This is a genomic window from Leptolinea tardivitalis (genome assembly GCF_001050275.1).
GTDB classification, from domain to species: Bacteria; Chloroflexota; Anaerolineae; order Anaerolineales; family Anaerolineaceae; genus Leptolinea; species Leptolinea tardivitalis.
Genome location: NZ_BBYA01000010.1, coordinates 110,195 through 133,883, shown reverse-complemented (window position 1 = coordinate 133,883; position 23,689 = coordinate 110,195). Strand labels below are relative to the sequence as shown.

General features: G+C 46.0%; 19 protein-coding genes, 1 tRNA gene and 2 pseudogenes. 7 read left to right on the top strand and 15 right to left on the bottom strand.

Annotated elements, in window-relative coordinates:
- Positions 1 to 3,003 (top strand): bifunctional serine/threonine-protein kinase/ABC transporter substrate-binding protein, encoded by a 3,003-nt coding sequence (locus LTAR_RS10165; protein WP_062422133.1) that lies wholly within the window; start codon positions 1 to 3, stop codon positions 3,001 to 3,003.
- A 179-nt stretch (positions 3,004 to 3,182) separates the two neighbouring features.
- Here the strand turns inward: LTAR_RS10165 and LTAR_RS10160 are convergent, their stop codons facing one another.
- The 4 genes from LTAR_RS10160 to LTAR_RS10145 form a co-directional block, all read right to left on the bottom strand.
- On the bottom strand, positions 3,183 to 4,565 hold the full coding sequence (locus LTAR_RS10160; RefSeq protein WP_062422132.1) for a DUF4179 domain-containing protein: 1,383 nt from the start codon (positions 4,563 to 4,565) through the stop codon (positions 3,183 to 3,185).
- A complete protein-coding gene (locus tag LTAR_RS10155; RefSeq protein WP_062422131.1) occupies positions 4,558 to 5,130 on the bottom strand; it encodes an RNA polymerase sigma factor in 573 nt (190 codons plus the stop codon). Before LTAR_RS10155 ends, LTAR_RS10160 begins: the two co-directional genes overlap by 8 nt.
- A 125-nt stretch (positions 5,131 to 5,255) precedes the next feature.
- A complete protein-coding gene (locus tag LTAR_RS10150; RefSeq protein ID WP_062422130.1) occupies positions 5,256 to 6,242 on the bottom strand; it encodes a serine/threonine protein kinase in 987 nt (328 codons plus the stop codon).
- A 402-nt stretch (positions 6,243 to 6,644) separates the two neighbouring features.
- Positions 6,645 to 8,012, bottom strand: a complete 1,368-nt coding sequence (locus LTAR_RS10145; RefSeq protein WP_062422129.1) for a hypothetical protein — start codon at positions 8,010 to 8,012, stop codon at positions 6,645 to 6,647.
- A 180-nt stretch (positions 8,013 to 8,192) separates the two neighbouring features.
- On the opposite strand from LTAR_RS10145, the gene LTAR_RS10140 reads away from it, so the two are divergent.
- Both LTAR_RS10140 and LTAR_RS10135 read left to right on the top strand, forming a co-directional pair.
- On the top strand, positions 8,193 to 9,113 hold the full coding sequence (locus LTAR_RS10140; RefSeq protein WP_062422128.1) for a YihY/virulence factor BrkB family protein: 921 nt from the start codon (positions 8,193 to 8,195) through the stop codon (positions 9,111 to 9,113).
- 62 nt (positions 9,114 to 9,175) lie between these two features.
- On the top strand, positions 9,176 to 9,946 hold the full coding sequence (locus tag LTAR_RS10135) for a patatin-like phospholipase family protein (RefSeq protein WP_062422127.1): 771 nt from the start codon (positions 9,176 to 9,178) through the stop codon (positions 9,944 to 9,946).
- Positions 9,947 to 9,951: 5 nt separating this feature from the next.
- Here LTAR_RS10135 and LTAR_RS10130 read toward each other — a convergent pair whose 3' ends face one another.
- The gene (locus LTAR_RS10130; RefSeq protein WP_062422126.1) at positions 9,952 to 10,533 is read right to left on the bottom strand and encodes an SAM-dependent methyltransferase; all 582 of its coding nucleotides are present in this window, start codon (positions 10,531 to 10,533) and stop codon (positions 9,952 to 9,954) included.
- A 566-nt stretch (positions 10,534 to 11,099) separates the two neighbouring features.
- Between LTAR_RS10130 and LTAR_RS10125 the strand changes: the two genes are divergently transcribed.
- Positions 11,100 to 11,594 carry a ferritin family protein gene (locus LTAR_RS10125; protein ID WP_062422125.1) on the top strand — a complete coding sequence of 165 codons (495 nt, stop codon included), beginning with the start codon at positions 11,100 to 11,102 and terminating at the stop codon, positions 11,592 to 11,594.
- Positions 11,595 to 11,817: 223 nt separating this feature from the next.
- Positions 11,818 to 12,484, top strand: a pseudogene (locus LTAR_RS17720) (IS256 family transposase); the annotation flags it as partial.
- Positions 12,485 to 12,520: 36 nt separating this feature from the next.
- On the opposite strand, the gene LTAR_RS17650 reads toward LTAR_RS17720, so the two are convergent.
- The 4 genes from LTAR_RS17650 to LTAR_RS10105 all read right to left on the bottom strand — a co-directional run bounded on the left by LTAR_RS17650 (position 12,521) and on the right by LTAR_RS10105 (position 16,126).
- Complete coding sequence (locus LTAR_RS17650; RefSeq protein ID WP_081419934.1) at positions 12,521 to 12,769, bottom strand: type II toxin-antitoxin system RelB/DinJ family antitoxin; 249 nt, start codon at positions 12,767 to 12,769, stop codon at positions 12,521 to 12,523.
- Between the two features lie 88 nt (positions 12,770 to 12,857).
- Positions 12,858 to 14,456 (bottom strand): ATP-binding cassette domain-containing protein, encoded by a 1,599-nt coding sequence (locus tag LTAR_RS10115; RefSeq protein WP_062422123.1) that lies wholly within the window; start codon positions 14,454 to 14,456, stop codon positions 12,858 to 12,860.
- A gap of 288 nt (positions 14,457 to 14,744) precedes the next feature.
- Positions 14,745 to 15,167 carry a hypothetical protein gene (locus LTAR_RS17030; protein WP_139044498.1) on the bottom strand — a complete coding sequence of 141 codons (423 nt, stop codon included), beginning with the start codon at positions 15,165 to 15,167 and terminating at the stop codon, positions 14,745 to 14,747.
- A gap of 335 nt (positions 15,168 to 15,502) precedes the next feature.
- The gene (locus LTAR_RS10105) at positions 15,503 to 16,126 is read right to left on the bottom strand and encodes a SatD family protein (RefSeq protein WP_062422121.1); all 624 of its coding nucleotides are present in this window, start codon (positions 16,124 to 16,126) and stop codon (positions 15,503 to 15,505) included.
- 468 nt (positions 16,127 to 16,594) lie between these two features.
- Between LTAR_RS10105 and LTAR_RS10100 the strand changes: the two genes are divergently transcribed.
- Positions 16,595 to 16,828 carry a hypothetical protein gene (locus tag LTAR_RS10100; RefSeq protein WP_062422120.1) on the top strand — a complete coding sequence of 78 codons (234 nt, stop codon included), beginning with the start codon at positions 16,595 to 16,597 and terminating at the stop codon, positions 16,826 to 16,828.
- Positions 16,829 to 16,842: 14 nt separating this feature from the next.
- Here LTAR_RS10100 and LTAR_RS10095 read toward each other — a convergent pair whose 3' ends face one another.
- Positions 16,843 to 17,562 carry an alpha/beta hydrolase gene (locus tag LTAR_RS10095; RefSeq protein WP_062422119.1) on the bottom strand — a complete coding sequence of 240 codons (720 nt, stop codon included), beginning with the start codon at positions 17,560 to 17,562 and terminating at the stop codon, positions 16,843 to 16,845.
- A gap of 176 nt (positions 17,563 to 17,738) precedes the next feature.
- Between LTAR_RS10095 and LTAR_RS10090 the strand changes: the two genes are divergently transcribed.
- Positions 17,739 to 18,302 carry a TetR/AcrR family transcriptional regulator gene (locus tag LTAR_RS10090; protein ID WP_062422650.1) on the top strand — a complete coding sequence of 188 codons (564 nt, stop codon included), beginning with the start codon at positions 17,739 to 17,741 and terminating at the stop codon, positions 18,300 to 18,302.
- A gap of 498 nt (positions 18,303 to 18,800) precedes the next feature.
- Here the strand turns inward: LTAR_RS10090 and LTAR_RS10085 are convergent, their stop codons facing one another.
- The 5 genes and pseudogenes from LTAR_RS10085 to LTAR_RS10070 all read right to left on the bottom strand — a co-directional run bounded on the left by LTAR_RS10085 (position 18,801) and on the right by LTAR_RS10070 (position 23,676).
- Positions 18,801 to 20,189, bottom strand: a complete 1,389-nt coding sequence (locus LTAR_RS10085; protein ID WP_062422118.1) for a hypothetical protein — start codon at positions 20,187 to 20,189, stop codon at positions 18,801 to 18,803.
- Complete coding sequence (locus LTAR_RS10080; RefSeq protein WP_062422117.1) at positions 20,186 to 20,923, bottom strand: hypothetical protein; 738 nt, start codon at positions 20,921 to 20,923, stop codon at positions 20,186 to 20,188. The genes LTAR_RS10085 and LTAR_RS10080 overlap by 4 nt, the downstream gene beginning before the upstream one ends.
- Before the next feature lie 340 nt (positions 20,924 to 21,263).
- Positions 21,264 to 23,075: a hypothetical protein gene (locus tag LTAR_RS10075; protein WP_062422116.1), complete on the bottom strand. Its 1,812-nt coding sequence runs from the start codon at positions 23,073 to 23,075 to the stop codon at positions 21,264 to 21,266.
- A 341-nt stretch (positions 23,076 to 23,416) separates the two neighbouring features.
- Positions 23,417 to 23,542: pseudogene (locus LTAR_RS16895) on the bottom strand (REP-associated tyrosine transposase); the annotation flags it as partial.
- Between the two features lie 62 nt (positions 23,543 to 23,604).
- Positions 23,605 to 23,676 (bottom strand) — tRNA-Ile (locus LTAR_RS10070).
- Between the last annotated feature and the right edge of the window lie 13 nt (positions 23,677 to 23,689).

Genomic DNA, 23,689 nt, shown 5'->3' with positions numbered 1-23,689 from the left:
ATGGGGCGGTTCGCGGAAAACGACATTGTATTAAAGAACTACCGCATCGAAAAAAGCATCGGTCAGGGGGCATTTGGAGAAGTTTTTCTGGCCACCCATATCGAGTTGAATGGCAAACGCGCCATCAAAGTGCTGCTGCGCGATGATATTGGTGTGGGCAGTTCAGATTATCAGGATTATAAAAACAGGTTCCGTCAAGAATCTCAACTGATGGAATGGTTCAGTCACCCGAACATGATCAGGGTGTATGACTTTCAGGAAGAGGATAATGTTCTGTTCCTGATCATGGAATATGCATCGGGGGGAAGCCTCAAACAAAAGCTGGACAGATACCGCAAGAACGGCGAGCGGTTTGAAATCAAGGAGACGGTCAAACTTGGTATTGACGTGGCGGAGGGGCTATCCGTCATGCACAAGAAGGACGTGGTCCACCGCGACCTGAAACCGTCCAACATCCTGTTTGATTCGAATGAATTGGCCAAAGTGGCCGATCTGGGTCTGGCACAGGTACCAGGCGGAGCGAGTATGCGCTCGCAATTAAGCCTGCCGAAAGCCCATCCGGGGACTCCCATGTACATGAGCCCGGAGCAGGAGATTTCCGGAGTTTATCTGCGTCCGGCATCAGACATCTATTCCCTGGGTTTGATCCTTTTTGAGATGCTGACCGGTCGGAGCTACAAGAACATCCGGCCGGGCACACATATAAAGGATATGGTTGCCGGTGTTCCAGATTGGTTTGATAACTACATCCTGCGGATGCTTTCGGAATCACCGAAGGAACGGCCGTGGGACGGAGCGGAAACCGCAGAAGAATTGCGTAAAGGCCTTCTGGTCGGCGAACAGATGACGCGGGAAATCCGTGAAAAGGAACAGAAGGAAGCGCTGGAACGTGCGCGCATCGCCGAGCAACAACGTTTGGAAGCAGAACGCATCAAAAAGGTTGAAGAAGAACGCGCCCGGCAGCAGGCGCTGGAAAAGGCAAAGCAGGAAGAAGAAGCGCGTGCCCGTCAGGCGGCAGAAGAACGACGGCGATTGGAAGCTGTCGAGAACGCCAAAAAAGCGGCGGAAGAGAAAGCCCGTCGGGAAGCGGCAGAGAAAGCCCGGAAGGAAGAACTTGAGCGCGCCCGATTGGCGGCGGAAGAAAAACGCCGCAAAGAGGCCGAAGAAAAAGCCCGGCTGGCGGCGGAGGACAAAGCACGGCGGGACGCCGCAGCAAAAGCCCGCGAAGAAGAAAAAGAGAAAGCCCGCCTGGCAGAGCAGGAACGCATCCGAAAAGAGGCAGAAGAAAAGGCAAAGAAAGATGCCGAAGAGAAAGCCCGGCTGCAAGAACAAATCACCCAACTGGAAACTCAGGGCATGGAAGCCTGTGCCGGTCAGAACTGGCCGGCTGCCCGGCAGACCGTCAAAGAGTTAAAGAAGCTGGGAAAAGATGGACAGGCGGCCGCCCTGCGCATTAAAGCTGAGATAAAAGAAGAATCCATTCCGGTTTGGAAGAAATACTGGTGGGCTGGAGCGATGGGCGCGGTGATTGTTGCCGGTCTGATTCTGTGGCAGACAGGGGTATACCCGCCGCAGAGAGTCGCTGCCACTCTGACAAAACCGGCATTGACGTCTGCTCCGACGATATTGATCACTGGCACTCCCGTAACGGTTGCATCCATCACTCCCGCCGCGACAGATTTGGCCTTTACGGCGACATCCATTCCAGAAGTCTTGATCCCTGACGAAACGACAACACGCATGATCGAATATACCGTATCGCCAGGCGATACGATTCGTGCACTGGCTATTAAATTCGATGTGAATCAAGCCGATATTGTCAGTGCCAACCAGATGAAAGAAAACGCCCCGCTGAAAAACGGACAGGTATTGTTGATCCCACTGAAAATTCAGGTTATGGGAGGGGGAGCCGCACTAACTCCAACGGCTGCCGGGCCGGCAACAGCATCAACTGTTTCTGCTGCTGCGCCAACGGCCAGTGCCCCGGTATTTGACAAAGATAAACTTCTGGTGGGCATCGTCCTTCCGAGTGAAAACGAAACTTATGATAAGGAATTAACTGAATTATTTCAGAATAGTTTCTCGTCCAATGGGATAAAAATTGAAATATCAGGCGACAATAAAGATGAAAAATATCAGTATTTATCCATCATGTCTCTATTGGATAAGGGAATAAAAGTTCTGGTCATTGATCCTATAGACAACCAATCTACAAGTATTTCAGATGCCGTCAGTCAGGCCAGAAAATTAGGTGTCAAGATTATTTCCTTTGATAATTTGCTCTATGATGACACGCTCGTTGATGCCGCGATCGGATTTGATCCTGTTCAAATTGGGAAAATTCAGGGTGACTATCTGGTTCAAAAAGCCGGACAGCGCAAGGGGATTCCGCTTTACCTGTATGCCGGCAGCAAGATAGATATAGGAGCAGAAAAGTATTTCCAGGGCGCCTGGTCCGTTTTGCAGCCTAAAATTGCCGATGGAACATTTGTCGTTGCCAATTCGACAGCGGCGGTTGAGGTGTCTGGCATGAACAGTTTATCCAATGAAAATATTAAGGCAGTGATCAATCAGATTGGCTCGGATTGGATAGGAGAAGAGGCGGCAAAACTTGCAGAAGCAAACCTTTCTTCTGCCAATCCAAAAATGAAGGGAGATGTATTTATCCTTTCACCGTATGACAACCTGTCCCGCAGTTTGGCCGATGTATTCTCATCAGATAAAACCATTACAAGTTACGTCATTACCGGCATGGGCTCACATAGCGCCTCATTGGAATATATCAAAGCCGGAAAACAATCTATGACGATATACCCGGATGATTGCCTGTACGTAAGGGATGTCGTTTCCACAGCCATATCTTTCCTTAAGGGAGAAACACCAAATCTACCCGGAAAGGTTTATACCGGAAAAGGTTATGTTCCCTCTACAGAACCTAAGATACCCATCATTACGAAGGAAAATTATAACGAAGCATTCAACAACAGTAACAGTTGCAAATAAAAAGAACTAAGAAAGGCATTTCCCAGGAATCCTCTCCCGTCATTTAGGGTGAAAATGGGGACCCGTCCTTATTGTGTACGAATAACGTTCTGATAACTATCTGATTTCTACAGTAGAAGAAGCCGGAAATCCACACTGGATTTCCGGCTTCTTTCAATTTTTGGGATGAATTTATCCTGCTATTTCCCCATATTCCATTCTGTTTTCCAGCTGCCCGATTTTGACCATTGCATGTCAACGAGCTGCATGGTCACTTTTCCGGTGGGGCATCCATCCGGGAAACCCATCTCGAGCCGGTAAAGGCCTTTCTCATCCTTCATCCCTTGCCCAAACGTGCCGCCCTTATGTTTGGGCTCCACAGCCCTCAAATTGGCATTGTAGGCATTTTGGGGAAGCTGCATGGTCACAGCATATCCGTGAACATTATTCTCCAGAGTTACGGCTTCAACGGTCTTGATGACAACTTTTTCACCCAGGAATTCAACCGTCAGATTGACGTCCCATTTCTGGCCGGGCTGCGGGTTGGTGCCGGCGTCAAAGGTGAAAGTGGGACCGTTTTCCAGCATTCCAAAGATCATCATGTTTCCGTATTGAAGCGATATCGGCCCCTGGATATCCTTCTGGTTCAACTTCAGGGCGAATTCACCATCATGAACATCTTCATCCGATGGGCTGACGGGAACATCTTTCCCTGAGGCGTCTGTAACAATGGCGGACTCGGGTTGAGGGTAGACATTCTGCATGCCCGCCTGATCCCAGCTTACCTTGCCGGTAATCAACCAGCCGTCTGGCAGGGCGACTGCCTTTTCGACAGCCAGTTTAATGGTGTCAGGTTGGCCGGTTTCAGCACTTTGAAGCGCTACCGGCGGTACTTCTGTCACTGTCTGTTGAATTTCGACGACAGGCAGGGCGGGTTGGGGTGCTTCTTTGCCCAGGGGAATTTCCACTTCCCAATCCTGCGGGGCAGGGCAATCTTTTTCGCCATGAACAACCAGCGTGACCTTGTTTACATCCGCCTGTAACGGTGCAAATTGGATGCGCGCCTCTGTGCCCGATACCCCTCCACCAATCGGAAGGCTGTCTTTTCCATTCGGAAGGCGGAGCCGGTTATCAGAATAAACACAGACAACTGTACCGCCCGGCGGAACTGCCGGCAGATTATCGATATGATAGGCAACCACGATTTTTTCCGAATCAGCTACAGCCTGTTCCACAATAAGCTTGACGCCGTTCTTCTCAATCGTGATCGGCTTTGAAAGATATTTGGTTCCTTCATCCTGCTGCACAAAACCGACCCCAGGGATATAACCTATCAGGGTTTTGAAGGCAGCCACGACACGGTCGGGCCCGTAGGCGGCTGCTATTAAAGCCAGAGCAAGTGCCAGAGAGGCCAGTGTCCATACCGGGCGGGTCATCCAGGTACGCCGCCGGTCAGGCTGGGTGGTTCGGGGTTTTGATTCAATCTGCTTCCAGAGTGTTTCTGAAAAATCAGGGCGGGGTTCAATTGACCGGGCCGCCTCCCGGATCATATCTTCAACAGGTAGATTGGTCGGGTTACTCATGATTTACCTCCAGTTTCGTCTGCAGTCGCTGCAATAATCGCGTGACTGTTTTACGAACGGCATCTTCACTGCGGTTTGTAATGGCGCCGATTTCAACGTAACTCAGTTCAGCCACAAATCGCAGTCGGATTAATTCCTGCTCTTCATCGGTCAACGTGCGGATCAGATTAAGCATGCGGTCCATATCTTCACGGCGTGAAGATTCCACCAGCAAATCTGTTCCGCCAGTGAGAATACCGGCTTCTTCGAGTGAGATTTCTTTTTGTTTCCGGCGGTAAAAATCAACAATGCGGGAATGCGCAATGGTAAACAGCCAGGCAGAGAAACAACCTTTTTCACGATAATCCGTGATATTTTCAAACGCTTTCAAAAAGACCTGTGACGTCAGGTCTTCTGCGTCTTTTTCATTCTCTACCCGGAAATAGAAATATCGGTAGATACGCGGCAGCCATTTGATATATATCTGGTGAAAATTCGCCGGGTTTTGCCGGGCTGCCTGCGCCAGTTGCGCATCCTCGTCGACGGAACCGGTAAAGTTCCGGTCAAGGATGATCGATTCGGACATGTAATCTCCTTTGTATATTGCGGTTAATTGAAGGTGCATCTTCAAGAGTAATACCGCAGCAAATCGAAAAAGCGGACAAGATTGCCAGCTGATAGGCAACCAGTGGCTAAAGGACGAGATCTATTCTAATGGTGGACAGCCTTAGTTATCCAGAGCACACCGGAATGATAAATCCGTCGATCTGAAGGTGGGATTGTGCAAGTGTGAAATGAGGTTTTCCGTATTGGGGAAATCAAATACAGAGGAGTCTCGTACCCATTCGCCGCACCATTTTGCGGACGTTTCAATGGATCGCGGGAAAGCATGTGGAAAATCAGCGTATCCAGCCAGAGCGGGACGTCTTTGCGCATGGCGCGGACGTGTTTGCCTTCGTGGTTGATATACCGCTGGCCGGTGAGCATTTCAAACAGGAGCATTCCCAGCACATAAACATCGGCCGCCGGGGTGAGCGCCCGGTTGGGGTTCTCATGTTCCGGCGAGCGGTAGGAGGGGTGGCCGGGGTGGGCGGACATATTGCCGCTGAGGTAACGGCTGGAAGGGGCGCCCGGCATCTGTGCCAGACCGAGATCGGCTACCAGGGCATGGGCATCACTGGCGGTGCTGTCGAACAAAATATTCCCGGGATGCAAGTCACGATGGACCACATCAATGGCGGGATCATGCAGGGCAGCCAGACCTTCAGCGATCTGCAACCCCCAGTTGACCGCCTGTTCTACAGGAAGGAGCAGCCCTTTTTCTTTGCATTCTGACAGCCGTTCCGCCAGGCTGCCGCCGGGGGCATAATCCATCCACATGGTGAGATGGTCATTCTCGGGGAAGAAGTCATAGACTTCGAGGAGATAAGGATTTTTCTTTAGTTTGGGATTGGCCCCAAGGGACGCTTCCTGATTAAACCGTCTGACGGCGTCTTGATAGACACCGCTGGATACTCCGGTGTCATCGCGGCGCAGCACTTTGACGGCGCGTTTCAATTCATGCCTGGAATTGTTTTCGGCCAGATATACCTGACCATAGCTTCCTGATCCAAGCAGCCGGACAATATGCCAGTTCTCAGATATTGAATCACCCGGATGGTACGTTACATTATCAGGAACAGGGGAAGGTTCTTTCATAATATCGGTTGAAAACGAAGTATTTTTAGGAGGGTCAGAGGCTCCAGAAATGTTTCCCCCGCCAATTTGAATTATACCTGTCGATCCCTGATTCTAGCGATCTACATAGATCTTTGACCAAATAATAGCCATGTAAAATCAAACAATCCACAAATTATTGCCTGATCTTGTAATGGCTGGTCACAGGGAGACATACACCAAAACCGCATTCCACCAATGTCTCCTGGAATGGTTTCCTGGCAAGAAAATGATCTACTACCAGAGAACTTAAAGGTCTATTCGTTGGATTCTCCGGTAGATTCCCAAATGCACCTGACTACTATTCGTTATCGATTGTCTAATCCGTTTTATTGAAGGTATCCCGAAAACAATCGAGGAGGTGTTTATCTTTCCATACCTCGTCTAGTACTCCGGGCATTTATCTCCATAATAGACTTTCTTGACAATACTCCAAAGCTTGTCAGTGTCGATCCGGCCATTGGCACCCCAAACTCCACCATACATGGCATCAAAAGTTTTTATATTTCCGCTGTAATATACGAAATCCATTTCAGCAGCCATGGCATAAAATTCCTTTTGAACCGTACAGCCGCATTTCATACCACCATATAATTGCATTCCATGCGTTAATTCGTGTGTCAATGTTGCGGTAATATCAACATCTGAAACTCCGGTGATATTTTCGCGAGGCAGATATACTGTGCCTCCCCATCGTTTATCGCATGAACCGGAGAAACAGGCTACGGCATTTTCTCCGCAGGGATTGTTGTCTACTATTTTCACTTTTGTCCAACCGATAAGGTTGTCTTTAACAATCTGATTCAGAATTGGCAGATTGGCTTCGGATATTTTGTAAAAATACTTCAGGGCATCTGCATCCACCACTTCTTCCGGTGTAGCCATTCGATCCGGCTTTTTTGATGTAGTTGAAGCCGGTTGTTCTGATTCCCCTTCAGAATCAGGAGATGTTTCTTTTATGATTTCAAAACTGGCAGTTCGAACAAGCTCATCCTGCAGATAGAGATTCAATTTATATTTTCCTGCGTCAAGCGGTTTATCATCTACAAGGCTGGTGAAATGCATACCATCGCTGGTATCTTCCCAGGGATAATCTTTTCGGATCAAATTTTCTCCATTACGCTGCCATTCCGCCGTGTAGCTCATATCCGTGGTCATATTGGCATACGGGAAAACAGCGACCACTTCTTTTATTCCGTATGGAAATGATCTGGCTGCACCGATGGGGAATGCATCTTCTGTGGCGCTCTCTGCTATCGTTATAGGCCCGAAGGCTGGAAACGAGTTGGCGTTTTCGTTCTTTTGTGATTGACCTGCAGAAGATTCTTGAGTTGTAAAAGATGCTTTCTGAACCGTCCGATTATTCAACAAGATAGTGAATGTAAATTCACCGCTCAAACCATCTGGATCTTCTATCGAATATGCCATCCATCCTTGTGAACCGCCATCCCACTCCTCATCGATGGTTTCATCGTAGAGCTTACCATTTTGTGTCCATCTGCGGCTCCATTTTTCCCCATCCTTCATTCCCTGGTATGTAAATAAGGCATATACCGATTCCGTTCCTGAAGGGAACGTATCACTTTCGCCTATACATTCGCCATCATCCGTCACATCCTGGCAAAAAGTAATCTTATTGATAGTATTGCTGCCATTATTAAATGCATGGAATAGATTACCGGGGGCAGAACAGGCCAGACTTGCCAGGAAGATAGTGCAGACAACGAAAAACGAATTTCTTTTTGTAGACATGTTAATCCCTCCGTAAAAGAAAAATTCGTTTATGGATGTGTTGATTTTATATGAAATCAAGAAATCCTGTTTTTCAATAGGATGATTACGTTTACAATAGAAGAAATGAGGGTTTTCTCGTAATCTGTAATGACTGAGAGTCAACAGGCACAAAAAGATAATTCGGGTTGGAGGTTCTTTTTGACGTTTTTGAAATTGATGGGTGATTGGTATAAACGGACCAACCGATTGTTGGGTGGACGGCTGGATATTCCGGGGAATACCATTTCAACATTCACAAAAACGAGAGCCCCACAGGCGGCTGCCAGTCTGGCTTATTATGCAATTTTTTCTCTTTTTCCACTCCTTCTGTTGTTGATTGTCGGAGGCAGTTATTTCCTGGATAGTCAGCAGGTCTATGATAACGTCCTGCGGTTTTTCAGGGAAGCAATCCCCATATCTCAGGAGTGGATCGAAGAAATTCTTCAACAAGTTCTGGCCACCCGCGGCCGTGTGGGAATCATCAGTCTGCTCACACTTCTATGGTCTGCGTCTGGATTCTTTTCGAACCTGGTCTACAATATTGATCTTGCATGGCCGGATATCCGTCAGCGAAATTACCTGGAAAAGCGGTTGATCGGAGTGGGTATGATCGTGGCATTTACGGTGTTGTTGGTCATATCCATGTTGTTCGAATCTGTAGCCAACTTGATACCGATAGAAGAAATTTATCAAACGTCTTTTGCCGATCTGGATTTGTTTCGCCTGTTTTCCAGCCTGCTTTCATTTGTCACAAGTTTTTTGTTATTTCTGGCCCTATATTACTGGGTTCCGAACACCAACCTGCCATTTGGAGCCTCTTTCTGGGGGGCGATAGTTTCTTCTGTCGCCTGGAAAGTAGTCACTGAAGTGTTTAACTGGTATATCCGCAGCGGTTTTGGAAACTTCAAATTGGTTTATGGATCACTTGGAACCATCATTTCTTTTTTATTATTGATCTATCTGGCTTCTCTGATTATTCTGTTTGGGGCACATCTGTGTGCAGCCATAGACCATTGGGAGAAAATGCGAACCCGTAAACGAAGCAAACGAAAACCGGAGCTTCCGCCGGGAGTAGGATAATCCAAATTTTTGAATATTAATTCTTCTTACATCCACAAAGAATAAAATCTTGAATAAACAATATGGCAAAGTGGGATTCAAGTAAAAAAGTTGGTCTGGCTTTGGGCGGGGGTGTGGTATTGGGAGCCGCTCACGTGGGAGTGCTGCGGGCAATTCACGAATTGGGGATTAAAGTGGATATTGTCACCGGAACCAGCATCGGTGCATTTGTGGCTGCCCTGTATGCTTTTGACAAATCATGGGATCAGATCGAGCAGATTGCCATGGATCTCGAATGGATCGATACCGCCGGATTGGCTCTATCTCAATATGGTTTGTTGTCCAATCAGAAATTGGGTGTAATTGTACGGAACCTGATTGGTGACGTGAAATTTTCAGATTCCAAAATTAAACTGGGTATGGTGGCGTCAGATGTGGTGACTGGTGAGCGGGTTAAACTGACCAGGGGAAATGTGGCAGAAGGAGTCATGGCCAGTTCCTGCATCCCCGGGGTTTTTAATCCGGTGCATATTAAAAGCAAATTGTTGATCGATGGCGGCTTGTTGGAGAATGTACCCATTATGCTGGCGCGCGAAATGGGTGCTGAAACCATAATCGCCGTGGACCTGTTCACGGCCAGCCATTCACATCGGGCGCCTGATAATCTGGTTGATCTGCTGCTCAATACTTACTATTCTGCCATGATTAATGCTGCCCGGCCCTATAACCAGTATGCAGATTGGCTCATCACACCCGATCTGTCGGAATTCAATCTGCTCAACACCGATCAGATCCCAGCGCTGATTCATACAGGATACAGGACGGCCATGAAGATGCTGTCAGAAAGTCATTAGTTATTTCAGCGAACAGTTGACTGTTGTAAAAGGAATGTTTCGATATTGCCAGGTTTGGGTGGCATATGATAAAGAAAGATCAGTTCATGACTGTCAATCTTATCTGGCTGCCATCCATTCATATCCGATGAAATTGTTACGACACGGGCACCGGATTTCAACTGGGTTTCCAGAATAGGACGTAATTTTGCTGAATACTTCGATATCGCATAGATAAAAACAACATCTGCGGTAGAAATATCGGCACGATAAAAATTTCCCTGATGGATGGTGATTTCATGCCTGACACCGGAAAAACATGCCCGCAAGTAGGTAATCAAACAATGTACCGGACTGATTTCAATACCCACAGCCCGGGCATGAAAGTCACGGGCGGCTGCGATCAAAACGCGTCCGTCACCGGCACCCAGGTCATAGACTACGTCGCCCGGTTGAATATCCGCCATTTGCAATGCCCTGTGGATGCGTCGGCTTTGAGAGGGAACCCAGGGCAGACCGGTAATCAGGGGAATTATCAGCCAGAGAATGGCTAAAAGGAGGAAAACCAATCCGAGCAGGGATAAAAGATAAAAAACAATGTTTGTCATGGGAATTTAATTGGAATGACCTGATAGAGAATCCTTTTATACAAGAAACGATACCCGAACTTTTGATTTTCCTCAATCACCTTCAAAATATAGGAAAAACAAAAAGAATTTAGAATTAGGAATTGATGAGTATAATCTATCCAATTTCTTACTGGCTCTGAAAAAATTATATGATTTCACCTGGAAATCATATTTGCTGGCCATCAAAAAGACGATAATTTCCTAAAAACACTCCTATTTACTCAGTATTTTCGCTGGATTAGTCTTGTTTTCACACTCTATTTTCCATTTTTCATATTTAAGGCAATATCTTTGGCTGAAAATTTTCTGTTGCTTATTCTTCTCCAGAAAGCATAACTGGTGTTGTTTCCCGAAAAATTGCGGAAAACAACAACAAGATTCCCGATGGATAAAGCCCCCTTTTGTTTTGAGGTTTCTATCCATATTCCCAGGTCATTTGTCCCTGTCGGTTCTTGACTCCTATTCCAGATTCTGTATAGTGAAAATATACCTGAGAAACCCGGCTAGCACTGCATTCTGGCAAGGGTATTGACTGGAGGTATATCATGAGAAAACATTGGGATGGCGCTGACCTGATTAAGATGATGATTTCCAACGAAAAGGCGGTAGCCTCATTGTACAGGCGTCTGGCCGCAGATAGTAAGATAGGCGGCAAATTTCTTGAACATCTTGCTCTGGATGAAGACCGGCACCATGACATGTACAGTCAGCTCCTGAAGAAACTGGAAGGCACCCCGGAATTGACTGTTGAAATCTCTGAAGAACATGAACAATACTTAAAATTGTTGATTGAACGAAACATGTTGAAAGATACGGTCCATTTAATGGATGAGGCGAAAAAAATCACCAATAAAGACGATTTGTTTGACCTGGCGGAGCGCATTGAACGGGATTCTGTCCTCTTTGTTCAGGAACTGATCAGCCTGTACCCCAAACTGCAGCCGGATGAATTTAAGGCTGTACTTCGCGAAGAAAAGGATCACCTGCGACAGGTGTTGAACCACCGCATGGAAAGTCAACTGGCAACATTGCGACTCTAATCTATTCGGTTTATACCATTTGTAAACCAGCTTTTTGATTTATAGATCAGTTGGTTTTACTTAATTGGAATGGCGTAGATATATATTTACGCTGATATATTCGTACAACTATTTGACAAAACAGTGTTGGTGTAACATATTTTCTGTAAATTAAAGAACCTTAACAAAAGAGGTGAGTCAGAAGTATCCTAAAGGTTGCTAAAGACCAAAAAAGGAGAACTCGATGACTCACCAAAATCATTATAACCTTCCAGAGGATGTAACAGAAACATTGATGCAGCAAGGATTGGGGGCATTGCCAGAAATGATCAAAGTGATGATCAACACTGCCATGCTGGAAGAGCGCACCCGATACCTTCAGGCGGAAGAGTACGAACGAACCGGAGAACGGACAGGATACGCGAATGGTTACAAGCCCAAAACGGTAAAAACCCGAGTGGGCGAGATAACCTTTGCGATACCGCAAGTCCGGGAAGGAGGCTTCTATCCGTCGGCGTTGGAAAAAGGGCTGAGAAGCGAAAGAGCCTTGACCATGACGCTGGCTGAAATGTACATCATGGGAGTATCAACCCGCAAGGTGAAAGAGATCACGGAGCAATTAAGCGGGATTGAGATTTCAGCAGAGCAGGTCCGCCGGGCGACCGCGCAACCGCGCAACTGGATACAGTGCTGCAGGAATGGCGGGAAAGGCCGTTGGGAGAAATTACCTACCTGTATCTGGACGCCCGATATGAAAAAGTACGGGAAAACAGTCAAATCCGGGATGCCGCGGTTCTGGTGGCCACAGGGATTACCCCATGGGGTGAACGTCAGGTGTTGGGGGTATCGGTTCCCTGAGCGAGCATGAAACACACTGGAAAGCCATCTTACAGGCTCTGAAAGATCGTGGTTTCATGGACTTTTCCGCAAAGATCGATTTTTTATAGCTAAATTTCAAGGTCCTTGAAAAACTCATCTGCATTATCAAATATTTGCAGGTCATCATCATTCGAAGCTTCTCGGATGACATGCATGGTATGAGTGTTGTATCCTGGCAGACGAATACTGAACAGTAGACCGAGGTGAAGTTCTACCTGCTTCAAGAACAGTATAATGGCTTCGGATGACGTCAGCCCCAATTCATCAAAAATCTTTTCTACAGATGCTTTTAATTCAGGTTTTACACGGGCGGAAATTGTGGTGTTTTTATCGTTTTCGGTGCTTCAAATCATCATTTGTATTGCAACGCATCTCATTTATATAAAATATCATTAAAAATAACAATTATGTATTACACTCCCCAGCCTTCTTTTCTTCTTTCACAATCTTCATCCGTCCCTTTTCCAGGTGAAGCACGTGAGTAATGGATTGCGGCAGCTCATCATTATGGTGGGTGACATATAACAGGCTGACCGGGGTCTGCCGGCACAGGGCATCCAACACCTGAAGAATGCGCGACCGGTTCAGACTGTCTAATCCCTGGCAGGGTTCATCAAGGATCAACAGCCGGGGTTGTTTTACCAGTGCCCGCGCCAATAAGACGAGCCGCTGTTCGCCAAGAGAGACTTCCTGAAAGGACCTGTCGGACAACCCGTCGATCCCTAATACCTGCATCCATTTTTCCGCGATCTGCGATTGTTCCGGGGTCACTGTCTGATACAGACCCACAGAATCAAAGAATCCGGAGCAGACCACCATCAGGCAGTCTGCCCGGCGCGGGTAATACATGTGGATTTCCGGCGCAACCCATCCGATGTGCTGTTTGATCTCCCAGATGCTTTCACCGGTGCCGCGCTGCTGACCGAATATCTTGACGTCATTGGCATACACCTGCGGATTATCAGCCAGGATCAGGCTCAATAGAGTTGATTTGCCTGCTCCGTTCGGTCCCCGAATAGCCCAGTGTTCCCCCTGTTTCATCGTCCAGGTGATATCCTGTAAAACGTTCACACCCTGGTAAGACACACAGGCATTCTGGAATTCTACCAGCGGCGTCCCGGGCGGGCAGGTAGACCAATCCGTTTCGGGCAGATGAATGTCTTTTATTTCTGTTACGGAATTGGTTTTGAACACACCCTGGGCAAATGGGGAGGCACACACGGCAGATTTTTCGCCCTGCACTACGATGTGATGATCTGCGATTCCCAGGACATGAGTGATGCCGTCGGGGATTTCTTCTTCGCGGGAGGTGACCAGCAGAAGCCGCTGCTGTCTGTGCTCCAGAAGGACAGTCAGACTGTTGATGAGCATTTTGCGTGAGTCGCTGTCCAACCCGCTGAAAGGATCATCGAGGATTAATAACTTCGGTGATTGCATTAACGCCCGTGCCAGCAGCACCTTGCGACCTTCCCCATTTGACAGGTGGGTGACCTTCCGGTTTAGCAGATGGCCGATTCCCAAAAGCGCTATGGCTTCTTCTCTGCGGGCGGATGCTGTTTGTTCATCCATTGATGTCGAGTCGGTTTTGCTGATGATCCGGTCGTCTACGCGGTTGCCAGCGAAGAATTCCTTCACCGTGGGGACATCATCACCTTCTGTACTCTGCCAGCGGGCTTGATGGAATACAGCATACCGCTGCAAGACTTCGCGCTGGATTTCGGCTGATACTGTGATGACCTCGCCCTGGTGAAGGTAAGGGCGGCCAGCGGATGAACCGTCAAAAAAATTCACAATTTGACCGTGTACCACCGGAAGGCGCCCGCCCAGCGCTTTAATGAAGATGGATTTCCCCGAACCGGTTGAACCGATCACTGCCCATTGTTCGCCTTCATGAAGACACCAGTTCGTTCCGGCAAAGCACAGGCGATTCTTTACCCGAATGGTAATATCCTGCACATCCAACAGAGGAATTGGCGGGGTTTGGTGATTGTAAGTGAGTACCATTATTTATTCATTCCTCTTTGACATAGAGAAAATTTCAGGGAAGATTACCTGCATCTTTTAAGGAAAACTCGAACCATTATAAACAACTCTCTGGCTATTCCACACTTCAACCAATCTATTTACCAGATAGGTGTACGTTTGAATCCATTACTCTTTTTGAATCATTCTTAACTCAAACAATGTATTGGTTATCCGTACAAAAGGTATTAGTCCACAGGCTGATCGAACACTTTTTATCTGCTGATGTCAGGAAAAAGGATTCGTACAAAAAATTGTGATGTATTTCTTCTATTGAAGGAATACCTGAACAAAATATGCAACCATTACTGCGAAAAATGTTGAAAGCAGCGTTCCCACAAGTATATATTCGGCGAATGCCCTTTCATCCAACTCCCTGAACCTGGTAAAGGCTTTTGCTGCCAAAACAAATCCAATTGAACCGGCAGATCCACCCAGGATCATGGAGTACATAATGATCCTTTCCAGTATTCCAATAACTCTACCGGCATTAAGCTCTTTTGTGTCTACTGGCTTAAGCAAGTATTTTGTCTCTCTTGGAGATGTCTTTGTGGATATCAAACCGAATGTGTGAAAGCAGGAACGAATAAGCAAATTGACTTCGTTCGATACCAACAGTAATCCAAAAAGGATCAGGGATAATTTGTAAATACCAAATTTGGGAACGACCGAAAAAATGGATGAATACTTCATCCAGTCCCTGATTTGATCCAAGAATTGTGTGTTGAAATTCAAACTTATTCTGGGTGAGAAGAAAATACTGAATAAAACGGCATAAAGTATTAAGAATATAAACCTGAATAAATCGGATTGTTTGAGACGCACATCAAAAAAAAACAATATCGCATTAAGAACGCAGATAAAAACAAGCAGCAACCAGAGAGAAATGCCAGGTTCGAAAAGTGTAAGTCCCAGAAGTTGAATAAGAATCATCACTATCCAATGATTCCTGGATAACCGGTCATCACTACACAGGAATATCAGCCGTGAGCTCATAGTGATATTCATCATGAAGAGAAACGAGAGGGTCATTTCAGGTTCTCGTTGACAATGCGGATGATCTCAGTGACTAGTCTGCAGTTGTTATGTAAATTTCCTGCTGCAATGGTTTTATAAATTGCTTTGTCTGAAACCTGAAGCTCACCGGCAATTTTCTGAACGTCGTTGTTCTGACATAGTGATACAAATGTGCGGATCCGGTTAAGATTCCAATTCCTACTCGTATATGAAAACAAACACAGGCTTTCCTTGACCAATCCGGTGCAGGGAGTCTCGAGACCTTCCATGGAAAATAGTTCATCGGACCTTTTCAAATATTCCATTCCTTGGCGGGCGTAGTAAAAGGCCGGTCCATCCATGCCCAATGCCTGCTGATGATTGATCGGGGTGAGAATATTACCGACACCAAATGAAAAGCGGATTTTTTCTGGATATACGGCCGCCAGTATTTCAAAGGCTTCAAAAAAGACATTATCTGCTTGTGAAAATACAGCCTGAAATTCATCCCCCAGCGTAATCGTGTAAGGCGACTCGATGTTTGTATTTGTTTTCGATAGTTTTAATAGAACAGAATTCAATTTTTCCTGAGTCTGTTCTCGCTGTAAAATCTTTTTTGATGATACGATATCGCCGATCAACACCAGATAGTTCATATTCAACCAGATTGGTTTAATTTTTCAATTTCAACTATTATAGTTGAAATTGAAATTTTGGATTTGAGTTTTAAACAGATTTATTTGACAATTTTTATTCACTGAATTGTCTCTAATGGATATTTACAGGTTCACAACATCCACTAGAATTGAATCATTAATCTGTACGATACTAAAATTCTTTTGGATGATTCTCGAACAAACAGATACGTACCATTCTGATCATATCTTTTCCCATCTGAAAATTCACAATGAGCCGTACGATGATGTCATGTGATTCTGGTGAAATTATCGATGGGAGGAAATTATGATGGAAATTTCCTTTGAAATTCTATTGATACGGCACGGGTTGATCGTGGCGTCGCAATCTTCCACGAGTTTCAAACCTACGACCGGCCCGGCCAACCCGGCTGGCTGACCTGGGGGCCGGTTAACCTGGGACAATCCTGGTTATTTTTCCCAACGAGAGTGGAAATCCATCCACAGGTACGGACATTGGTCGCCGCCGGACTGTCCGTTCTGGGGATCATTGTTCCGGCAGGTTGGTGGCGCAGACTGGCTCTGGCAGGTGCCGGGCTATCCGTCCTCATGCTGGGATTGGATCACCACCCATTTTTCGGGATCGGACCAGGTGCCAGCCTGCTCATTCATGCCGCTTTATTGATCAAAGTGTGGATGGTGTTTTCACAGATGGGTCTGTAATCTCTGCGATACGCTCAACTCCGGCTGCCATCCAATTGATTGAGAGACTGTATCATCCATGTGTTCAGTATATTCAATTGTTCCGGCGTGTGGAACCAGTGTTCGCCGCCTTCCATTACAGTAAGGTCGCATCCGAATCTACTCACAAAGGAATCCACCGTCTGACGGTCGGTCAGATGGTCCTGATCGGCATACAAAATGCGGGTTGGAGCAGGCCATGTATCAACGGGATGCGCGCGCACATAGGTCAGATACTCCCATGACAGAGTCTGCCCGAAATCGGTTGGAATGGTCTTCTCCTTTTCCAACCGTTCTTCCGTCACACCTGCCCATTGCATCATGTTGTGGATCAGGCGGTGCATATCGAGAATCGGGGAGACGAACAGGCACTGGCAGAACGGCTCACCGGCATAACTCAACAGACTGAACCAGGCTCCAATGCTATTGGCAAAAAGGGCGATGTGATCATGGGAAGATTTCGACCAATCCATGACCTGTTTCAATTCGGGAACGGCATGCCACGGATCAAACGATGGGATGTCTTCTTTGCGTTCCCCGTGACCGGGCAGATCAAAACTCAACACCTGCCAGCCATAACGACCGGCGGCTTCGGCAAAGGACTGCGCCTCTTCCTTGCAGCCTCCCTGACCGTGAACATACACATACAGCCTGTTTGATTTATCCCCCCATAGAATGGACGGAATCCCGCCTATTTGGATTACTTCCTTTTTCATGCCATGCTCCTGTGATAAAATAATTATATTAGTATTATAACTAATAAGATTAGTATTGTAAATTGAGAGGTCTGTATTGTCAATCAATGACATAGAAACAGATACATTTTTTTGAGTAGAATAAACCAGCCCGGTAATCGGGTGGAAGATCGCGATAGTGGATGGAAGGGAAAACCATGCGCCTGACAAAAGAGACGGTCATTCAGACGGCGGCGGACATTGCCGATAAAGACGGACTTGGCGGAGTCTCGTTGAGAGCTGTGGCAGAAAAATTAGCCATCCGTACGCCGTCTTTATACAACCATATCGACAATCTTGACGGCCTACTTCGTGAGATGGCTCACAGGGGCATGCGGGAGATGAATGCGCGCATGCTGCAGGCAGCCGTCGGTCGATCAGGTGATGCAGCAATCAAAGCGGTGAGTGTGGCATATCTGGAATACATGATTGCCCACCCGGGTGTGTATGAGACCATTCAGTGGGCGCTCTGGCACGGCAGCGCTGAGACGGCCGAGATTTTTGAGCAGTACAAATCCCTGCTGGTGAAACTCATTCTCTCCTGCCGCCTGAAGAACCCTGATACAGGGGAAATCCTCCCTTTGCTGACGGGGTTCCTGCACGGCTATTGCACGATGCAGTTAGGTAAGGCGATCAAAAACCCGGAAGGGGCAGTCAGGGGGTTGGAGATGGCTCTGGATACCGTGCTGTTGGGGATTCATGGGACATACGGTCAAGGATGAATATGAGCATATGTTTATCGAACAAGGTGGATGGGGGAGCTTCAAATTACAAGGGTGATTGTGTTCACCAATGTGTTTGCCCGTTTTAAAACACCGTCAAAAGGTGTAAGAGTTATAAACCAGAAATATTTGTTGTCCTTATTACAAAATGATGGAAGTGGGAGCAGGCGTCGCGGTATTTGTTGGGGTGGACGAAGGCACCACTGTGGCGGTAAACGTTGGCGTGGCTATGGCGAATAAGGCGCCCGGATTGCAGGTTAACAGGACAAAAAACCAGACAGATCATACATGGGCAAGTAACGTTCCATAAAATCCTCCCTGATATTGATTGTGAGCGGTACTTGGATGATAAATTGGAACTGCTGAACAGTAACTTACTTATAACAGTATAGTCAATCTGCATTGTCTGGTAGAAATTTACGAACTACGGAAAAATCGAATCACCACTATCGGCGGTTTGATTTTCGGCGAATTTGTTAATATGCCTGCCGTTGAGAATCACCGCCCGATGAAATGATTGGATACGATCCATCCATAACTGATCAGTGATGAAAATGCGGTCAGGCCGTAAAGTAATGCGGTTTTGCGAGAAAAATGAGTGTGACCGATCAGATTGTACCCTACCAGTAAGATGGCCGGAAACAGCGGCATGGAAAATAAATTCCAATCGCTGTACAGGCCAATAGATGATACCCAGACCAGTGAAAAGGGAATCCCGCAGCAGGCGCCGGTCAGCAGGAAACCGTTGAACGGATCCAGCTTGATGCGCGAAAATCCCAGCAGAGGTACCAGCAGCCAAATGGCTGGAAAAACCAGGGTGACCATGTTTAAGCGGGCGATAAACAGAAGCGGCGTATTGGTCAGAAAGTTGGCCAGCACATTGCCGTTCCGGCCCAGACCCCAGCTGGTATCCACCATGTTATTAAGGGGATTGCCATTATTGACGAAGAACATCAGAGTCAGGCTGACCAGTATAAACAGGCCAAACCAACCACAGATGACCTCAAAACCATCCCGTCTTTGAATCGCAACAATGGACAAGAAGAAGAGTGTGGGAAGAAGGTAGAATGTCTCCATATGGAAGGTCATGGCCAATGCCAGCATCATGGCCGGGGTAACAAAAGACGTTTCTTCTTGTAGAAAGGCGTATGCCAGATAGAAATAGGCCATCACCAGGGTGATGGTGATGGTGTAGTACTCCATATCACCAAAAAAGAGCTGAACAAATCCGCCAGACATAATGAACATACTCAATGACAGGGCTTTATCCGGCACTAGCCGTCGGCTGAAAATCAACAGGATATACAGGAAGAATGGTGCTGCCAGGCAGGAAAGCAGGCGGTAGCTGGCCAGCACATCTGTCCCCAAAAAGGTATGAAGCAGGATGTATGCATTGAAGTGAAGGTTGGATTCCCACATCTCGTCAAAACGGACGTGCATGATGCCGCGCATGAACTGTCGGGGAATCCAGCTTTTGTATATCACCATATCGGCTGACACCATATTGCTTTGCAACAGGCAGCAGGCGGTAAAAAAGACCAGGCACAGGGCAATTATGTATATTTTCTTTGAAAAGAACCGGTTATTCAAACTGGCAAACCGCCGGTACAGTTCCTGATCACGTCGATTATTCCACAGGGCGGCCATTCCGATGAGGATGGCTAATCCGGAAACGATGAGTATCTGGGCCGGAATGCGCTGCAGGCGGTTGAATGCAAAACCGAAAATCACCTGTTGGATGGTGGCATTGTTGAGATTATTCGGATCAGGCAGCGCTTTCACAAAAAAACTGGAGTATATGGACAGGGCTACCAGCAGCAAAAAAAAGCCGTAATAAACGGCGGCTTCAATCAGATTACTTATGGATATATTTGAATTTTTATTCATTCCGTCTTTGATTTCCCCTGACGGTCAATGAGAAATAGACCTATAAATAAAACTGGGATGGAGATGAAAATCATAGGCAGCCAGAGGCTGCTCTTATCTTCGAAAAATATCGGATCACGTAAAAGGTTCACCCACATCACCAGGGTGCCAGCAAACACAACCAACAGACAGTATGCACCTGCCCGAGAAGCCCGGTTGGAGGGTAGAAAATCGCGCAACGAAAGTGTCAGCCATCTGTAGGTAAACGTCAAAATCAGGGATATGATCGTCACTGCCATCAACCATAAACATATCGGGCGCAGGCGTACATAAAGAAAAATGTAATAGGCCATGCGCGGAAAACGCTGCACATCCATCAGGTAATCCAAACCGCCCAGCAGGAGAATCAAAGCCAGCGACAGGCAGAAATACGCCGAGGAGAGAAATGAATGAGTCTTATGCCAGGTATGGATTATGGTTTCCACCCGGGTTGACCAGTCTGGTGTGACCTGAGATTTAATAAACAAACCAAGTGAAATAAGTGTTCCCAAGCCAAGGAATCCCCAGGTGAAGATGCGCCACGGGGAAAACGACGCAATGACGGCAGATTTTGATTCAGACGGAGGCAGGTTGATGACCGCCGATAGAGAAAGGATCCCGGCAAGCGTACACATCAGGAAGAACAGACCAAATGTTAATCGGGTAGAAGCCGGACTTTTCCGGTCGAAAGATGATACAGGGGGAAGGAAAGTCACGGCCTTATTATAGATGAGAATTGACGACTGGTCAGAATATGTCTCTTAATCCACTACTGTTAATCAATAGGTCTGGTTGGTTTTAAATCAGAATCCGAGATGTTTGGAGATAGGATACTATTTTGTCTACTGATGACAAGTATTTTTCTCATTCTAATGGAACATTTTTTGAAATTTAATATGAAAAATACCGGGCATGTATTAAACGATGATTTTGTGTTGCCAGATTCGCAATAAATATATGTGCTAGTATGTTCATCCCGGTAATCAGGTCGAACTTTGTACAAAATAGTGGATTAACAATCAATCCTTCAAGTATATGTAAATTAAGGATTTCAATTTAATAAAATACCAGCAAGCAATGAGCCATATTGCAGATTTCCTGCATATGCTCATATCCTGTATCCTTCTCAATAGTTGGAATATCTTTCCCGAGGATATGGTAAATAACGAAGGTGTAATTCTCTTCCTTCCCAATGGTCAGCATTTTTAAAATATCTCTTTTTTCGTTGCGGTTTTCCTCAGATTCGATGACTTTATATACGGGGAACCAATTCAACTTATGAAAATAGAATTCAAAATAATATGGATAATATAAACCTGTGAATAATATTGACCCATGAATATCACTATCCTTGATCCATTGGAGTGTTTCTTCGTACGGATAATAATGTTCCGATGTGTCGTAATTGTAGTTTCCCCAAAATGGTTTTTTGGTGCCATCTGAATTAACGGGAGAGATCCATAAATTTACAGCCAGGATCAATATTGACAAAACTGGACCGAGGATTTTTTGATCTTTCAAACGATGAAATACAGCAATGCTACAGGCAAGGATTTCAGGCAGTATCAGAAGGTTAAATCGGCTATACCCGATGAATTTCCAATCATCAGCGGTGAAAAATATGAGGAAGATAACGATACTGGACAGGAAAAAACAGACTTTTATATAGTCTTTCTGTCGAATTAACAAAATACAGCCGGCAAGAAAGATGACCAGAAAAGGCCCAAACTGTTCAAGTAACGATCGAATAATTACTTTATATGTTGATAGATGCAACAAATTATTCCCGGCGGGAATATAGCCCCTGGAAATCTCAGCCAATGAACTGCGAAAGATCAGGTAAAGCACGGCGGGAAATAACACAAGTAAACTGATGATAACTTCCTGACCCAAAACAGCATATATCCTCTTCAGAGGATTGGGTTCCGGCTGCTGTTTTTCATCGAAATTGTTTTGTCCACTTTTTTTCAACTTAAGAAATAGGATGGCAAACCGAAAAATTACAAATACAATGAGAAATGGAAGGGTCGTTTCTTTTATAAACCCGAGAAGAAGTAATGCATACCACGCAGGATCATTTCTGATTTCGTTAAAATCACTATGAAGAAGATGATCTATTCGAAGGCATACTACAAACATTAAACAAACGGCTGGAAGCTCAAGGTAGAAAATTGAGGAGTAGTAAAAGACAAGCGGTATTGTTGTCACACCGATTCCTGCCAGGAAAGAAGGAACGGAAATCTCTTTGAAAGAAACCCGGATAAACAGCCAGATAATTATCCCGGTGAACAGGAGAGGGACTAACCGATAAAATTCTTCATGAAAAGGGGTGAATATAATGGAAGGAATTTTTAACAAAATGGCCGTTATCCAATATGTAAAATATGGATAACGAGGGAAGAAAACCGGATTCCCCAAAGGCAGAATTCGTATAACAGCTAAAGCCCAGAAGATAACCAGCATAATCAATGAGTACCAAATAAACGCCAATCCCTTATTTTTTGCTAACAGGTAAAGAAAAACTACGAAACCAGCCAAAACAAAAATCGAAACGTAAGGCTGCAGATCATTAATTAATGCCAGCACATTAGCGATATGAAAATCCTCATCACCCCGCCAGGGAATACTGGATGATAAAGGACCAAGATTTATCGCAAATATTACACTGAGCAAAATTACAAGACCGGCAAATGATTTGATGCTATATTGAAGTTGTAACCTGCCTGTCGAATAGTTGGCCCAAATTATCCCCGAGATAATGGTAACTACAAGTACGGTAAATTTACCTATGGGTAATTCCGGCAGAAGCCAGTAAGGGGAGATAATGAAAGCAAAATTGAAGATAATAAATAACAATCCAAAGATCATTGACCTGGATAAACTTATCTTCCCCAATCTATTCATGTTCAGTGATGTGACCTTTTACAAATTTTTATACTGGATTGAAACGAATATACAATCTCTACAAAATTCCCGGGTCAAGAGTATAGTAGTCATTTCAACACCAAATTCTGCGTTTTTATATTTTTAATTATCCCACAATTTCTCTTCGGACAGTCGAACAACCGGCTTTTCGACGATGTACCTTGAATCCAGAAAAAAGAACATAAACCCTTAAGGGGCGACATGGTTAACGAAATAGCATCGGTTGCCGAGAGAAGCTCTATCAGCCTGTAGGATGTGCTCGCCTTTGAGCGCATCCCTACAAATTATTCTCCCTCTGGCATATCCATGAAGGCACCATCCACCTGACCACCCCAATCCTCAGAATACACTCCCATCCTCACATACCGGTGAAAACTTGACCACGGCCAATCTGTCACGCGTTTTACCAGCTCGTAGGATGAGCTCGATTTTGACCGCATCGTGCATTCATTTCCCCGCTACCAATAATCAGTGGGCCCGGCTGGATTCGAACCAGCGACCAAGAGGTTATGAGCCCCGTGCTCTGCCGCTGAGCTACGGGCCCGACAGATATCACT

Excerpts from the sequence above, each read along its gene's own strand:
- LTAR_RS10165 (WP_062422133.1), top strand. The coding sequence starts at position 1 with ATGGGGCGGTTCGCGGAAAACGACATTGTATTAAAGAACTACCGCATC.
- LTAR_RS10160 (WP_062422132.1), bottom strand. The coding sequence starts at position 4,565 with ATGAGTAACCCGACCAATCTACCTGTTGAAGATATGATCCGGGAGGCG.
- LTAR_RS10155 (WP_062422131.1), bottom strand. The coding sequence starts at position 5,130 with ATGTCCGAATCGATCATCCTTGACCGGAACTTTACCGGTTCCGTCGAC.
- LTAR_RS10150 (WP_062422130.1), bottom strand. The coding sequence starts at position 6,242 with ATGAAAGAACCTTCCCCTGTTCCTGATAATGTAACGTACCATCCGGGT.
- LTAR_RS10145 (WP_062422129.1), bottom strand. The coding sequence starts at position 8,012 with ATGTCTACAAAAAGAAATTCGTTTTTCGTTGTCTGCACTATCTTCCTG.
- LTAR_RS10135 (WP_062422127.1), top strand. The coding sequence starts at position 9,176 with ATGGCAAAGTGGGATTCAAGTAAAAAAGTTGGTCTGGCTTTGGGCGGG.
- LTAR_RS10130 (WP_062422126.1), bottom strand. The coding sequence starts at position 10,533 with ATGACAAACATTGTTTTTTATCTTTTATCCCTGCTCGGATTGGTTTTC.
- LTAR_RS10125 (WP_062422125.1), top strand. The coding sequence starts at position 11,100 with ATGAGAAAACATTGGGATGGCGCTGACCTGATTAAGATGATGATTTCC.
- LTAR_RS10115 (WP_062422123.1), bottom strand. The coding sequence starts at position 14,456 with ATGGTACTCACTTACAATCACCAAACCCCGCCAATTCCTCTGTTGGAT.
- LTAR_RS17030 (WP_139044498.1), bottom strand. The coding sequence starts at position 15,167 with ATGAAGTATTCATCCATTTTTTCGGTCGTTCCCAAATTTGGTATTTAC.
- LTAR_RS10105 (WP_062422121.1), bottom strand. The coding sequence starts at position 16,126 with ATGAACTATCTGGTGTTGATCGGCGATATCGTATCATCAAAAAAGATT.
- LTAR_RS10095 (WP_062422119.1), bottom strand. The coding sequence starts at position 17,562 with ATGAAAAAGGAAGTAATCCAAATAGGCGGGATTCCGTCCATTCTATGG.
- LTAR_RS10090 (WP_062422650.1), top strand. The coding sequence starts at position 17,739 with ATGCGCCTGACAAAAGAGACGGTCATTCAGACGGCGGCGGACATTGCC.
- LTAR_RS10085 (WP_062422118.1), bottom strand. The coding sequence starts at position 20,189 with ATGAATAAAAATTCAAATATATCCATAAGTAATCTGATTGAAGCCGCC.
- LTAR_RS10075 (WP_062422116.1), bottom strand. The coding sequence starts at position 23,075 with ATGATCTTTGGATTGTTATTTATTATCTTCAATTTTGCTTTCATTATC.